General features: G+C 38.4%; 13 protein-coding genes. 5 read left to right on the top strand and 8 right to left on the bottom strand.

The annotated features are described in order from the left end of the window. Positions 1-9 precede the first annotated feature (9 nt). From ACY45D_RS02870 to ACY45D_RS02835, 8 genes are all read right to left on the bottom strand, one after another. Entirely contained in the window at positions 10-423 is a 414-nt protein-coding gene (locus ACY45D_RS02870) for a hypothetical protein (RefSeq protein WP_463108355.1), read from the bottom strand. Between the two features lie 39 nt (positions 424-462). After that, complete coding sequence (locus ACY45D_RS02865; RefSeq protein ID WP_463108354.1) at positions 463-2,760, bottom strand: fimbria/pilus outer membrane usher protein; 2,298 nt, start codon at positions 2,758-2,760, stop codon at positions 463-465. A gap of 9 nt (positions 2,761-2,769) precedes the next feature. After that, entirely contained in the window at positions 2,770-3,480 is a 711-nt protein-coding gene (locus tag ACY45D_RS02860) for a fimbrial biogenesis chaperone (protein WP_463108353.1), read from the bottom strand. Between the two features lie 95 nt (positions 3,481-3,575). After that, on the bottom strand, positions 3,576-4,082 hold the full coding sequence (locus ACY45D_RS02855; RefSeq protein ID WP_463108352.1) for a hypothetical protein: 507 nt from the start codon (positions 4,080-4,082) through the stop codon (positions 3,576-3,578). A 665-nt stretch (positions 4,083-4,747) separates the two neighbouring features. After that, positions 4,748-5,587, bottom strand: coding sequence for an XAC2610-related protein (locus ACY45D_RS02850; protein ID WP_463108351.1), 840 nt, complete (start codon positions 5,585-5,587; stop codon positions 4,748-4,750). A 290-nt stretch (positions 5,588-5,877) separates the two neighbouring features. After that, entirely contained in the window at positions 5,878-6,894 is a 1,017-nt protein-coding gene (gene ilvC, locus ACY45D_RS02845; protein WP_010112731.1) for a ketol-acid reductoisomerase, read from the bottom strand. Between the two features lie 149 nt (positions 6,895-7,043). Continuing rightward, a complete protein-coding gene (gene ilvN / locus ACY45D_RS02840) occupies positions 7,044-7,535 on the bottom strand; it encodes an acetolactate synthase small subunit (RefSeq protein WP_010112732.1) in 492 nt (163 codons plus the stop codon). After that, complete coding sequence (locus tag ACY45D_RS02835) at positions 7,532-9,259, bottom strand: acetolactate synthase 3 large subunit (protein WP_463108350.1); 1,728 nt, start codon at positions 9,257-9,259, stop codon at positions 7,532-7,534. Before ACY45D_RS02835 ends, ilvN begins: the two co-directional genes overlap by 4 nt. A 640-nt stretch (positions 9,260-9,899) precedes the next feature. Between ACY45D_RS02835 and ACY45D_RS02830 the strand changes: the two genes are divergently transcribed. The 5 genes from ACY45D_RS02830 to ACY45D_RS02810 all read left to right on the top strand — a co-directional run bounded on the left by ACY45D_RS02830 (position 9,900) and on the right by ACY45D_RS02810 (position 16,245). Then, the gene (locus tag ACY45D_RS02830) at positions 9,900-10,238 is read left to right on the top strand and encodes a DUF4124 domain-containing protein (protein ID WP_463109410.1); all 339 of its coding nucleotides are present in this window, start codon (positions 9,900-9,902) and stop codon (positions 10,236-10,238) included. A gap of 134 nt (positions 10,239-10,372) precedes the next feature. Next, positions 10,373-12,994, top strand: a complete 2,622-nt coding sequence (gene leuS, locus ACY45D_RS02825; protein ID WP_463108349.1) for a leucine--tRNA ligase — start codon at positions 10,373-10,375, stop codon at positions 12,992-12,994. Positions 12,995-13,218: 224 nt separating this feature from the next. After that, positions 13,219-13,758, top strand: coding sequence for an LPS-assembly lipoprotein LptE (locus tag ACY45D_RS02820; protein ID WP_463108348.1), 540 nt, complete (start codon positions 13,219-13,221; stop codon positions 13,756-13,758). 7 nt (positions 13,759-13,765) lie between these two features. Further along, positions 13,766-14,758 carry a DNA polymerase III subunit delta gene (gene holA / locus ACY45D_RS02815; RefSeq protein WP_463108347.1) on the top strand — a complete coding sequence of 331 codons (993 nt, stop codon included), beginning with the start codon at positions 13,766-13,768 and terminating at the stop codon, positions 14,756-14,758. Between the two features lie 131 nt (positions 14,759-14,889). Continuing rightward, on the top strand, positions 14,890-16,245 hold the full coding sequence (locus ACY45D_RS02810) for an efflux RND transporter periplasmic adaptor subunit (protein ID WP_463108346.1): 1,356 nt from the start codon (positions 14,890-14,892) through the stop codon (positions 16,243-16,245).

The raw sequence follows: 16,245 nt of genomic DNA, 5'->3' as shown, positions 1-16,245 counted from the left end.
TTGCTCACGTCAAAACATTAAGTTCACAAAAATAACATCTCTATATTTACCTGCAGGCACTCGAATAGAAGGTTGATCTTCTAGCTGCACTGCAACTACATATTTGTGCCCTTGATTAGATGCTTGCGCCGATAAAGGTACATTCCAAAGATTTGCATTTGCACCCGTGATGCTCATCCGTGTACGTAAGCGATATTTACCATTACTGACAAAACTATTGCCATCCGCACTATTCAAATTCAAACTACTAAATCGAATTGAATAAGACTGATCGCAACGCACTGAAAAACTAGTTGCTGTTTGGCTTTTGTAGTAACTTCCCAAACGCATATTGGTTTCGCTCATTTCCCCCATACTACACTGGTGTGCATAACCTGATGTTGCCATAAAGATCGTGATTAGCATCAACAAAAATATTTTCATTTTCATCTCCATGCTTGTTCAAAAGCGATGACGAATAAATCATTCACAAATCAGCTCAATTACTTTGGATGCCATTTCATCCAAACGTTCTTGAGGAATATCGAGTTGTGCATTGCAAGTACGCTCACCAGAGGTTTTTACAAATAAGCGGTATTTATTTGGTCGTAACCCATATAAATACACCTTACCATCCGCATCGACTGGAGAGAATTCTTGCCGATTGTCATCAATATAGACTTCTGAAGCTCTTGATAATGTTTTGTGATCAGGGGTCAATAATTTTACAACCATGAGTTTGGTTTTATAAATTGGGAAATTCACCACATAACCACGTTGATTTAACGCAACAAGTTTTTTATCTGCATATTCAATTTTATCCTCTATTGGTATTTGGTCTTGGTCAAAAGAAAGGTCATAGGTAATATAAGGCACGATATTATGGACAAATAAAGAACCATCTTTTCGCGTTGCCCCAATCGGCGATAATGAGCGGAATACGTCTACATCAGCGTAATCACCAACTTTGACTAAAGCAAAAGCATTATCCACATATTTGGTCATTGCAGTATGACCACCCAACAATGTGAGTGCACCACGATAAGTGACTTGAGCATTATAGAAATTTTCTGCATTACGATCATAACTGACACCTAAATCCCCATAAGTAGATTTAAACATCGCATAACTGTTATAAGAAACATCCCCATCTCTTTGATTCACACCCAATGAATAATCAATACCATTTTGAACAGGGGAATTTCTTACCCAACGCAATCGACTTTCATTGTCCGTAGAATGATCCGCGTACACACTTCGGTTATTATCAAAATAATAGCTAAAAGAAAAAAAGGCACCTTCATTACCATCATCTTGAAATTCTTTAAAATAACTGGCTGAAAATGATATTTTCTTTCCAATCATTCTCGTGAAACCAAGATTAAATATTTTGGTATCTGGAAAACTAAATTGCGGATTTTCATGGTAACGTCTTTCCACATAGTTAAAGTTCACATTATTCAAATACGGCACATTATAGAGACTGAGATAAGCTAAATTATCGAATTTGGTGGTTTCGATAAAATCGCTATAACCCAGTGATTTATATTCTGGGTTTGAATATTTACTACTTATACCCATGGAAAGATTACCTACACTTCGTGTAAGTGCAGCACCAATGGAATATCCTTCATCGAATGATGTACGACTTCCGCTGACACTCAGATCCAGTAAAGCAAAGCGGCTAATCCCTTGTGTCCAAAGCAACCCAAAATTTTGTAAGTCTTTACTATAAGATGCATTAAAACCTAAAGTCGTTTGATCACTAATCCCACGTCTAAAGTATGCACTTGAAAAAAACTCACGATAATCATCGTCAGAATATTCATAGTCGTAACGAATTTTCCCCAGTGAAAAACTATACTCATTTAAATCAGGTTTTAATAAGCGACTATTGATATAAACAGGGAATTTTTGAACGGTTCGATTCCCCAATACATCTTCTACAACAATCTGCGCCTCACCCGCTTGTTGAATATTGGCACCAGACTGTAGTGCATAATGTCCAGGGGTCACATTTTGTTGATAAATATTAACTCCGTTAATATAGAGATCAACAGTTGAAGGTAATAAAGCACTGCCTTTTAGTGTCGGCATATTCCAATAAATAAAATCAGGATGCTCAGTAAAGTTAGTACCGTAAGTCACCCCACCAAAACGAAAAGAATTCATCAACGGATTCAATACACTGGTGGTATCTCCCACGGTTAAACGGGTATAACGTTCTGGAAAATCAATATCAATCACGGTATTTAAACGAACAACTTTTTGATCTTCAGCTGAATCACGATAGATCATGGCATTTTTAAATAACCAATAATCTTTAAACACGCCTAACTCAGCCAAAGTACTAAAACTATGCTGATCATTATCTTTACCATAAAACAGATCATAGTTCAGAAAAGCACCGAAATGTGCTGGATCTGGCATCGACTTATCTTGTCCAAAATCACTACCCACAAAATAATCCGCAGGCAGGTCAATTTTGATTGATTGCAATGCCAAATCAACTTCAGCATTGACTTTTCCATCAGTCACCAAACAATATTGCACTTGTTTCGGATGGGTTTGAAGCTTTGTAATCAAAATCTGTAATCTTTCTAAAACAGCACATTCCACATATTTTGATTGATTTTCTTCAAGGAGTAAGGTTTCAGCATTTCGATCAATCCCATTTAACCAAATATTACTGATCGAGATATTTTGAGGCACATCTGTGTTTGCCTGCGTTGCTAACCCACACAACACACATTGGATAAAAAGCAGAGTTCGTGCATACATGGCATCCCCCTACAGCTTCATTTCTAAAGGTTTTTCATCTTTATCTGTGTCAATTTTTAAAGTGTATTGTGTTGAATTATTGAGTTTTACATTACCAAATTTAAAAGTGTATTGCTGTCCATGGAGTAAATATTTCATCTCATTACTAACAGCAACTTCTTTTTGATTCGCATCAATAATCCTAATTTTGAAAATTTGCAGATGAGAGCTGGAATCATTCTTAACATTCATCACCAAATTATCTTGGTTATACGCTGTTTTAATATCGAGTTTCTCTTTATCTTGATTACCTAGAAATAAAGGGACTGAAATATTAAATAAAAAACTCACCGAGGTTTCTTTGGCGACAGCAGGTACCTCACTAAAAATAATACGCCAAGTTTTTTCTTGCGGGGCTACGATTGCAGCCAAGGGTTGACTAAAACCGACACGTACAATCTGCTTGCTCTCTGGCTGAATAACAAAGTTTTTAGGATTAATTAAAATCGTTGGATCGGGTTCAAACACATCTTCACTTTTGTCATTCTGTGTCCATTTTACTGCAGACATTTCAAATATTTTTGCTTCCTTAAGACCACTAGATTCCAGTGTGATTGTCGCACTGCGTTGTCTGGTCTTTTCCGAGATATAGAGTTGGATCGGACTAATTTTTAAACCCGCATAGAGATTTGGGCTTAACAAGACTGTTCCAAGCACTAGCACATTGAATAATTTATTCATAACCTAACCCCTAATTTTTTTTATTTTTCAAATGAGTAGACTCCACCGTAAAGATAGAGCCCACTTTTCACATAGATTTATTTTTACAGCGTGAGTTAGAAATAGACTTTGATGTTGTATTGGTCTGTATACACACCCGCTGGTTTGGTAATTCCAACAGCAGCACTAGTCACATTCACGTTATAAGTATTCCAACCGCCTAGTGCAACGGCGATATTAGTCTGAGCAGTACCTAAAGGAATATTTGTTGCACTGCCTGCTAATTTTGTGGTCACGTTAATTGGGATTTCATTTGTACCCATTTTCACTTTAGAACCATTGGTTGTAGTCACCAATAAGTTATAAGGAGCATTGGCACCCACTTTGAACTGTCCGTTACCGGAACCGCCATCTGTTAATGTAATTTTGTTAGTTAAGACATCCAAGTCACAATGTTTTTGGACTGTTAATTCAATTGGAATACTTCCTGTACAAAGTTCACCACAACCCGCAGGTGGTCGAACTCCTCGATCTGCACTACCATCATCACCTTCAGCATAGATCGCAGTTGAAGCAGCACCCAACACCAATGTAGCAAGCAAAGATTTTGTAAACACGTTCATAATGTTATCCCCAACTTGTTGAATTAATCCTTTCCAATTAAAGGATGATTAATTTATAAAACGAAGAGGCAATAATGAAAATCACTAAAAATAAGTAGAATTTAAAATTAATCAAAAATAAATTTCAATTAAAAATTAACCAATTTTTAAATCACTTAAAAATAAATAAATTTCAATTATTTACACAAAATACTTTAACAACCGTATTAAAAAAATAAATCGATAATTTATTTTTAATAATAAATTTTAAACTACTTAAAATTAAGTATTGTCTAATAATTAAAATAATAGTTTTAAAATTTAAAATAAGCCAAGGTCAAAATAATAAATAAAAAACTCAACCAACAAATACATTTAGCATTAAATACAAAAGCAAATCTCAATCGACAAAATAAAAACAACAAAAATCACAAATATAATAAAAAATACCAATCAAATCACAAATAAAAATCTAAGCAATATGCTGAACAGCTAGAACCACTGAAACAGCAACAGCATTAAAAAGTCACCTGCTTTCAGCCCCCTTTACCGATTTATTTTAGTGTTTATTTTTAACAATAAAGTCAAAACTACTTAAAATTAAGTATTGCCGATTATTTTAAATCGCGATCTTTCATAAAAGATAAAGCTGAATTTAGACATTAAATTCAGCTTGGTTTTCAACATCAATGATCAGTTGCAATACGATGTAACAACCCGTTCTCTACTTGATAAATCTGTCCATTTCCAAAGTTAATCTGTTGTTTTTCACCTTGTAAATTTGGGAAACCAACAATTTTTTCCAATTGTGCTGAGCGCTGAAATTGTTGGGTTTTCGGGTTATACATCCAATAAATATAACGCTTATCTTCCACAGTACGACCTTGGGATAGATCAGAGACGATTACATCGTAATAACCGTCAAAGTTAATATCCATATAGCCCATACTGTTCGGATAAGCGCTAAATCCTGTTAAACTTTGCACAACCTGATTATTATTTTTATTCAACACATCCACACGCTTCAATGTTTTTCCATAAGTGCTATTCGCGTCATCCTGACCATAAAACTTAAAAATAAACACAGGCTTATTCGCAACCTTAAAAGCAGGTTCAAATTGTATTGCTTGCCCGATTAGATTGGATTTATTGGAGAATGTTGCTTTGAATATTCCTGTATTTGCATTCAATAGCCCCGAAAGCTGCTCGCTATTGTTAGCTTTGCTATTTATTTCAGCGCTTGCATTTACATCAACGGATTTCAAAGACAATTGATCACCTTTTTGCGAACCTTTAAATGCGATAGATGAACCTGTCATTAAATCTGTGAGTGTCGCACGTGGTTTATCTACTCCAGCATACAAACTCATAAAATAACGACCTTCACTCGATTTGAGCATACGTTGCATTGAAACACGTACACCATTCAATGGCTTCAGTGCACTGTTTGAACTCTCAATGGTTTCAGCAAAAGTGAAACATGTAGTAAATAATGCAGTCATTGCAACGACAAATTGAGCTTTCATGATTAAGTACAACATTCAAACGATCAAGAATGTGTAATTTATCACAAAAAAGCCCACTCAAAAGAGTGGGCTTTTACAAGAAAACTAAAAATGAGTTCTTTTCTTTACCTACAATCTTGTTTGCTTGAATCCTGAGTAGGGTCTCCTAAGCGAGGAGCGGGAAAATAGGAAAGCAAGGCTTTGCCTCCATGAAGAGTGAAGCCATGCTTCGCTAACGCACACGACATCAGAACTTCCCAACAAAAAAGCCCTTGTTTATTCAAGGGCTTTTTTCAAGATCAAACTAAATCTTAATTCTTTTCTTTGTCTACAATCTTGTTTGCTTGAATCCAAGGCATCATCGCACGCAACTTGTTACCTGTTACTTCGATACCATGAGCAGCATTTTGACGACGACGAGCAGTCATAGATGGGTAGTTCAACGCACCTTCTTGAATGAACATCTTCGCGTATTCACCAGATTGAATACGTTTAAGCGCATTACGCATCGCTTCACGAGATTGTTCGTTAATCACTTCCGTACCCGTTACATATTCGCCATATTCAGCATTATTAGATACAGAGTAATTCATGTCCGCAATACCGCCTTCGAACATCAAGTCCACGATCAATTTAAGTTCGTGTAGACATTCAAAGTAAGCCATTTCAGGTGCATAACCAGCTTCAACTAAAGTTTCGAAGCCCATTTTCACCAATTCTACTGCACCTCCACAAAGAACTGCTTGCTCACCAAATAAGTCAGTTTCAGTTTCTTCACGGAAAGAAGTTTCGATGATACCTGTACGACCACCACCTACACCAGAAGCATAAGAAAGTGCGACGTTACGTGCATTACCAGAAGCATCTTGATGAATAGCGATAAGATCTGGAACACCAGAACCACGTTGGTATTCAGAACGTACTGTATGACCAGGTGCTTTAGGTGCAACCATGATGACATCTAAGTCAGCGCGTGGAACAACTTGGTTATAAAGAATAGAGAAACCGTGAGCAAATGCTAAAGTTGCACCTTGCTTGATGTTTGGTTCAATCACGTCACGGTAAAGTGAAGATTGGAATTCGTCTGGAGTTAAGATCATAACTACGTCAGCTTGCGCTACTGCAGCAGGAACTTCAGCAACTTTAAGACCAGAATTCTCAGCTTTCTTCCAAGATGCAGAACCAGCACGTAAACCTACAGTTACGTCAACGCCTGAGTCTTTAAGGTTAAGCGCATGTGCATGACCTTGTGAGCCGTAGCCAATGATCGCTACTTTTTTAGATTGGATGATAGATAAGTCTGTGTCTTTATCGTAAAAAATTTGCATTGCTGTCTCCGCTAAAATGCTGTGTTTCCTCTTCTTATCCTGAAGATTTTTGTTTGGAATCTTCTAGTCTAAGTCCCTCTCCATTCGTCAGGAGAGGTTATACATGAGGCAATAAAAAATCAAATAATTAATAGTTGGTTCAGATCAAACTAGAGTGAAAGTACTTTTTCACCACGGGCAATACCGGACACACCTGAACGTACAACTTCTAAAATTGTATTTTCAGCCAGCGCATCGATAAAACCGTCGATCTTCTCTGTTGTACCCGCAATTTGAATGGTGTAAGTCGTTGGAGTTACATCGACGATTTGAGCACGGAAAATATCAGCTGTACGCTTAATTTCAGCACGTGCTGAACCCAATGCCTTCACTTTAATCAGCATCAGTTCACGCTCAATGTGTGCACCTTCTGACAAATCAACCACCTTTACAACTTCAACCAATTTATTGAGTTGTTTGGTAATTTGCTCAATTTTGTGCTCATTACCATAAGTCGTTAAAGTCAAACGCGACAATGTTGGATCTTCAGTTGGCGCAACATTCAGTGTTTCAATATTGTAGTTACGCTGACTAAACAGACCAACTAGACGAGAAAGCGCACCAGCTTCGTTTTCAACGAGTACAGAAATAATATGTCTCATTCAGTACGCTCCCCTTTAGACAACCACATATCTTGCATAGATTGACCTGCAATAAGCATCGGATAAACATGCTCTGTACGATCAACCATCACATTGATGAATACACATTTATCATTAATTGCCATTGCTTCTTGAAGCTTAGACTCAAGCTCATCCGCATGGTCAATTTGAATACCGACATGACCGTAAGCTTCCATTAATTTTGAGAAATCAGGCAATGATTCAATATAAGAACTTGAATGACGTCCTTCATAGTTCATATCTTGCCATTGCTTAACCATACCTAAAGCACGGTTATTTAAGCATAAAATTTTAACATTCATGCCATATTGCTTACAGGTTGATAGCTCTTGAATACACATCTGAATCGATGCTTCACCTGTAATACACACGACTTGTTTTTCAGGGAATGCCAATTTAGCAGCCATCGCATAAGGCAAACCTACGCCCATAGTGCCTAAGCCACCAGAATTGATCCATTGACGAGGATGTTTGTATTTGTAATACATTGCACCAAACATTTGATGCTGACCAACGTCTGAAGTAATGATCGCTTCACCATTGGTAATACGATCCAGTGCTTCAACCACTTGCTGTGGTTTCATTACACCATCAACACCCGGCTCATAACGTAAACCATGAACTTTGCGCCATTCATTGATCTGTGCCCACCATGCAGCAATCTCTTCTGGGTTTGGTTTTGAAACATTCATTTGTTTCAATTGAACCAACATCTCTTGAAGAACAGGCTCTACCGCACCTACGATTGGAATATGCGCCATGATTGTTTTTGAAATCGTCGCAGGATCGATATCAATGTGGATGACTTTAGCATTGGTACAGAATTTAGCAGGGTTATTGGTTACACGGTCATCAAAACGTGCACCGATTGCCAAAATAACATCTGCATTATGCATGGTCATATTGGCTTCATAAGTACCATGCATACCCAACATGCCAATGAATTGCTCATCATTACCCGGGAAACCACCTAAGCCCATGAGCGTATTGGTGACTGGGTAATTTAATAAATGAGCTAATTCAGTCAATAATCCAGAAGCATTACCTTGAACAACACCACCACCTGTATAAATAACAGGACGCTTAGCATTGATCAGTTCTTCAATCGCTTTACGAATTTGCCCTGAATGACCTCTTTGAGGTGGCTGATAAGAGCGCATTTTCACTTTATCAGGATATTCGTAAGCAAATTTTTCAGCAGGATTTGTAGCATCTTTTGGAATATCAACAACAACTGGTCCCGGACGACCAGAAGAAGCAATATAGAATGCTTTTTTAATAATTGAAGGAATTTCACTCGCATGACGCACTTGGAAACTGTGTTTTACGATCGGACGAGAAATACCGACCATATCCGTTTCTTGGAACGCGTCTTCACCAATAAGATGTGATGCAACTTGACCAGACAAAATCACCATTGGGATTGAGTCCATATAAGCTGTCGCAATTGGTGTTACGGTATTTGTTGCGCCTGGGCCAGAAGTGACCAGCACCACCCCAGTTTTACCCGTTACGCGTGAGTATGCATCTGCCATATGACCAGCAGCTTGCTCATGACGTACGAGATAATGATTGATTTTATCTTGTTTAAATAGCGCATCATAAATATGTAATACTGCGCCGCCTGGATATCCAAAAACATGTTCAACGCCTTCGTCCGCCAATGCACGAACAAGCATTTCACCACCAGATAAAAGTTCCAACGTATTCACCCTAATCTTTTTTCCACAGCACTATGGGAGACATAGTCCGTGTTTTCATTCATTGATTGTGTGCTCTGTTATAGCACACATATTTAAAAGTTTTTGCAGCAATAAATAATAAAATCTTCACGCAACCGTTTGAGTTGTATGAATCACTGAAATATGTTGGGATAAACATTTTTCGGTTAGGTTCGTTTTCTCGGCTTAGAGAAAACGTTATTGCCTGCTTTGATATTTTTATTCGAAGGGTGATCGAATAAAACATCCGAAACTAAAGCAAGCATTTTTGTAGTTTTAGCGAACAAAGTCAAGGTTTCTCGTTGGGTTTTTATTGATTATTTACCATCCGCTTATTTTTAAAACTATTCCTTTTTTTTGAGTCATTTATAAATAAAATTTCAATCACTTATAAATCAATAAAATTTAGAGAGAATTATTTTAAAAAATACAAAATAGTATAAAATATAGACAAATCTTATAAAATTCACAGATGAGTCTAAAGCGATCCCATGTATATTAGTTATCTGGAAAATTTTAACTTTCTGTCTAGATAAAGTTGACGTAAAGGTCTTTAACAATGAAACAAAAAAATGGTTTGACGCATACGGTTCTCGCAACATTGGTTACAGCAGCTTTAAGCATGACAATGACCTCAACCTATGCAAAACAATATTACAAATGGGTAGACAGTAAAGGTTCTACGCATTACACCACCACACCACCGCCTAAAAGTGCGCGCAGTAAAGCCAAAGTCGATACATATGGTTGGAATGGTAATTCAACACCCGTAAAAACTGCACCCGCTCCTACACAGCCTGTAGCGACTCAGCCGACCGCAGCACAAACTGCACCAGCGACAGCAACACAACCTGTTGCGAATGGGCAAAATTCAGCTCCAATAGTCGATCAACAAAAAGAAGCGAATGCAGCATTACAAAATGCTCAAGGGGCATCTTCAAATACAGAAGTCGCTCGATAATTGAATTAAAGTGTCAAAATAAGAAAACACTTTAATTTTTTCAGTTTTAAATCACACGCAAAATTCACTTTTTAGTGCATTTTGCGCTATGCTGTGCAACACAGTTTTTTAACCATTACTCTCAAAATACGTTTATGACTACTCATATTGACCCTGAATATCAAGCGAGCGCGATTGAGCCTCAAGTCCAAAAAGACTGGGAAGATCGCAAATCTTTTAAAGTTGCCGACACTGTAGAAGGTCCACATCGTTATATCCTCTCGATGTTCCCATACCCAAGCGGCAAACTGCATATGGGTCATGTGCGTAACTACACGATTGGCGATGTGATTAGTCGTTTCCATCGTCTCAAAGGTGAAACAGTGCTTCAACCGATGGGTTGGGATGCCTTTGGTCTGCCTGCTGAAAATGCAGCGATTGCCCATCAAGTTGCTCCTGCAAAATGGACTTTTGAAAACATCGCTTATATGCGTGATCAATTAAAGAAACTTGGTCTTTCTGTCGATTGGGATCGTGAATTTGCAACGTGTACGCCTGAGTATTATCACTGGGAACAATGGTTATTCGTTCAACTGTATAAAAAAGGTCTGATTTACCGCAAACTTTCAACAGTGAACTGGGATCCAGTCGATCAAACGGTTCTTGCCAATGAGCAAGTTGAAAATGGTCGTGGTTGGCGTTCGGGTGCATTGGTAGAAAAGCGTGATATTCCAATGTATTACTTCCGTATCACAGATTATGCACAAGAATTATTAGACGATTTAGATACATTAAAAGACGGCTGGCCTCAACAAGTCTTGACCATGCAACGTAACTGGATTGGTCGTTCACAAGGTATGGACGTCACCTTCCCTTCAGTGAATCCAGACATTTACGCAGATGCATTAACCGTTTATACCACTCGTCCAGACACTTTGATGGGTGTGAGTTATGTTGCTGTTGCTGCTGAGCATCCAATTGCACTAAAAGCTGCTGAAAACAATGATGCTTTAAAAGCATTTATTGAAGAATGCCGTATGGGTTCTGTTGCAGAAGCTGATCTTGCCACTGCTGAGAAAAAAGGCATGGCAACAGGTTTGTTTGTTCAACACCCTGTAACCAATGAACAAGTTCCTGTTTGGATCGCCAACTACGTGTTGATGTCATATGGCTCAGGTGCTGTGATGGGCGTTCCTGCACACGATGAGCGTGACTTTGAATTTGCCAATAAGTTTGGACTTCCAATTACCCAAGTCATCGACAATGCTAAACAAGATGATGGCGAGTACGACGCACAAAATTGGCAGGAATGGTACGGCGTTAAAGAAGGTACTCTAATAAATTCAGGTGAGTTTAATGGTCTTACTATTGAGCAAGCTTATGATGCATTATTGGCTAAATTACAACCGCAAGAATTGGCAAATCCTAAAGTTCAATTCCGCTTACGTGATTGGGGTGTTTCTCGTCAACGTTATTGGGGTTGCCCAATTCCAATGATCAACTGTGACAAATGCGGTCAAGTCACAGTGCCAGAAGAACAGCTTCCTGTTGTGCTTCCAACAGATGTCGTGCCAGATGGCTCAGGTAATCCATTGAATAAAATGCCCGAATTTTATGAAACAAAATGCCCAAGCTGTGGTAGCGATGCACGTCGTGAAACCGATACCTTGGATACATTTGTAGAATCCTCTTGGTATTATGCACGTTATGCATCTCCTGATTTTACGGGTGGTTTAGTAAAACCTGAAGCAGCTCAAACATGGTTACCTGTAAATCAGTATATCGGTGGTGTAGAGCATGCGATTCTACATTTACTTTATGCACGCTTCTTCCACAAGTTAATGCGTGACGAAGGTGTGGTACAAGGCAATGAACCATTCACTAACCTTTTAACGCAAGGTATGGTGCTTGCGGATACATTCTATCGTGAAGCTGATTCTGGTAAGAAGACTTGGTTTAACCCAGCAGATATCGAATTAGAAAAAGACGAGAAAGGTCGGATTATTTCGGCAAAATACACAGGTGATGGCCAAGAGGTTGTGGTTGGCGGTCAAGAAAAAATGTCGAAGTCAAAAAATAATGGTATTGACCCTCAAGCCATTATTGATCAATACGGCGCAGATACCGCTCGTGTGTTTATGATGTTTGCTGCACCACCAGATCAGTCTCTTGAGTGGTCTGATACAGGTGTTGAAGGTTCAAACCGTTTCTTAAAACGTGTTTGGCGTTTAACGACAAGTTTCCTTGAAAAAGGTAACTCTGCCGCTGCAATTGACACTGCAAAATTGTCTACTGAAGCGCAAGACTTACGTCGTAAAACCCATGAAACCATTCAAAAAGTCGGTGATGACATCGAACGTCGTCATGCATTCAACACAGCGATTGCTGCATTGATGGAATTATTGAATGCGAGTAATAAGTTTGATGCAAAAGATGACAATGATGTTGCTGTAGCACGTGAAGCGATTATGACTTTGCTTACTTTGCTTGCACCGTTTGCACCTCATTTAAGTCAAACTTTATTAGCTGAGTTTGGTATTGATTTAACTACGGTGTTGCTCCCTACTGTGGATGAATCTGCATTGACGCGTAATACGCAAACCATTGTGGTGCAGGTGAATGGTAAACTTCGTGGCAAGTTGGAAGTGTCAGTCGATGCATCGAAAGATGAATTATTGGCATTAGCAAAAGCATTACCTGAAGTTCAACAATTCTTGACTGGTCCAACCAAGAAAGAGATTGTTGTACCGAATAAATTAGTGAATTTGGTGGTTTAAAACGCTTTAAAGCTCCTTCTTAAGTGCCCTCTCCTTCTAGAAGAGGGCTAGGGAGAGGTAAATTCCCCTCATCCTAACCTTCTCCCTGAGGGAGAAGGAACTGAAAGCGATAAACAAAACCCAAACAAAGCCCGTTGTCATTCAACGGGCTTTAATTCTAAAATGTCGTGAATTTTAAAAAATTAAATATTCCATAGATTTTGGAATATCAAAGAGGACAAAGCATGCATTTAGTTCAACGTGTTGCCGCTGTTGTATTAACTTTGGGTCTAAGTGCGGGCTTAGTTGGTTGTGGTTTTCATTTAAAAGGTACTAACCCACAAGCTACACCTTTGGTGTATACCAAATTAAATTTACAGCTGCCTAAAAACACAGAAGATCTTGAGAAAAAACTCAGTGTTTATTTAGCTGCAACAGGTGTACAACTCAGTAATGCCAATGATGCTTATGTATTGCGTGTTCTCGATTACAAACCTGTTCGCCACGAATTAAATGGTAAATTGGTTGAAACTTTATTGCGTCTGAGCGTGACTTTCCAAATTGAAGATAGACAAGGCAATCCAATTACTGAACCTCGTACCTTAACTGCTTCACGTAGTTATCAATATGATGTTGCGACCGTGAACACGGATGATCAACAATATAATTATTTAAGCCAAATTTTAATTGATGATATTGCGCAACAAATGACACGCCAAATTGCTGCCAATCGCTTACCAAAAGCAAAATCTGTCAATATCCAACCTGCTGCTGCGGTACAATAAGTTCAATATGAAACTTGACTATTTACAAGCCTTAAAAAGAGTAGATGAGGCTCGTGGAGCTTGGATTTTATATGGTCAAGAGCCATTGTTAGAGCAAAATCTTTTAGATGCCTTCCGTAAAAGTTGGGCATCACATGAGATTGAAAGACAGCGTTATGATTTAAATAGTGTCGCAGACTGGAAAAATGTATTTAATGCATTGAATAGTCTGTCATTATTTTCACAGAATTTAGCCATTGAAGTACATGGCAATATCAAACCTGATGCCAATGGGCTGAAACAGCTCAAACAGTATATTCAGCACAATGAACACAATTTGCTTTTGGTCGTGATGCCAAAGCAAGATGCTGCGAGTTTAAAATCCAGCTTTTTCCAAACAGTAGAAGCCAATGGTGTCGTGGTTGCACTCACAGCAAATTACCCACAAGACCGTCAACGTATTTTGTCTATAGAAGCGGATCAATTGGGTGTGCAACTCAATCAAGATGCATGGACATGGTTAGAACAACACCATGAACATAATCTATTGGCGGCAAAAAACAGCTTAATGCGAGTTGCCGATACATTTCCAGATCAGAAGCAAATTGAAATTGAACATTTGCAAGAATGTCTACAAGATCAGTCTCGCTATAGCACTTTTGATTTGAGTGATGCATTGCTTGCTGGAAACTTAGCATTATCCATTAAAATTTTTCAGTACCTCATCGAATCTGGTGAACCGAATAGTTTAATGCTGTGGACGATCAGTAAAGAAATGCGTCTTTTGATGCAATTGTATGAACAACCGCAAAATGCGCTTCAAATAGGTATTTGGAAAACTAAAGTTTCTCATTATCAACAAGCGCTTAGGCGTTTAAACCCACGTACTTTTTTAAATTGGCCACAACTGCTTTTACGTATCGATGCTGCGATTAAAGGTTTAAGTAAGGAAAATCCTGAACATTTAATTCAACAATGTATTGCTGAACTGTGTGGAAAATCATTATTTATAAGTGCCTAAGCTTAAGTGTGATAGACACTTAGGCTTAATATATAAAATAATTCTCATTTCGATTTATTAAAAAAATTCACGCTTTATCCTTAATTGATCATTATAATTTGATCAATTTTCAAATCAGCCATTCATTCGCTATGCCAAAAATAAAACCTGCAAAAGCCATTCTAATAGCGGTCTGCCTTATCATTATTGCAACGATCTCTTGGTTTATGCTCAAGCCTAAAGATGAGCAGACTCAATACATTACATCAGAAGTGACACGTGCTGATATTGAGAACTCAGTCCTCGCCACAGGGGATTTAGAAGCAACCAAGATGGTAAGTGTCGGTGCTCAGGTTTCAGGCCAAGTGAAAAAGATGTATGTGAAGTTAGGTGATCAAGTCAAACAAGGTCAACTGATTGCACAAATTGATTCAGTTCGTCAGCAAAATGAGTTAAAAACCACTGAAGCTGATATCAAAAATCAACAAGCGCAATTGGCAACCAAACAAGCCACTTTAGCCAAAGCAGAAGCAGAATATAACCGTCAAAAAAACATGTTCGCTCAAGATGCAACGTCTAAAGCAGAATATGAAAGTGCTTTGGCTGCATTTAAAACAGCGCAAGCAGATATTGCTTCGATGAATGCTCAAATTGAACAATCTCGTTTAACTCAAGCAACGGCAAAAGAGAATTTAGGTTATACCCAAATTGTTGCACCAATGGATGGAACTGTGGTGGCGATTGTGACTGAAGAAGGTCAAACCGTAAATGCCAACCAAAGTGCGCCAACCATTGTGAAATTGGCTAAATTGGACACCATGACCATCAAAGCACAGATTTCTGAAGCGGATGTGATGAAGGTTGAAGAAGGTCAAAAAGTTTATTTCACTACTTTAGGTGATAGTGAGAAAAAACGTTATGCAACTTTACGCCAAGTAGAACCAGCACCCGAATCTATAAATACAGAAACCACGACCAGTTCTTCATCATCTAGTACGGCTATTTACTACAATGCCTTATTTGATGTACCCAATGATGATGGCAAATTACGTATCGATATGACTGCTCAGGTTTACATCATCCTCGCTGAAGCAAAAAATGTACTGGCAATCCCCGCAGCAGCATTACAAAGCTCAAATCGTTCACAACGCTCAGGTAATAAAAATTCGAATGGATCAGCAGGTACAACTCCATCGAATGGAACGCAAAAAAACCAAAATAATAAAAATGGTGGCACTGGCAATAGTGATCGTCCCGAACGTCTAGAACTCACTGCCGATGAAAAAGCACTTGTAGACCAAGGAAAGGCTTCTGTCGCTGTCGTTCGTGTACTACTGGATGATAATACGACAAAACGCAAACAAGTTTTAGTTGGGCTAAACAACCGTGTAACTGCACAGATCATTCGAGGTTTAACTGAAGGTGAACAAGTCATCTTGGCTGATGGTTCAGATACCTCGAATGACGCTGCAAAGCGCAGTAACCGCAATGGACCAATGAGATTCTAA

The organism is Acinetobacter sp. BZX-2, from assembly GCF_055179795.1.
This window is presented reverse-complemented; position numbering and strand designations above follow the sequence as displayed.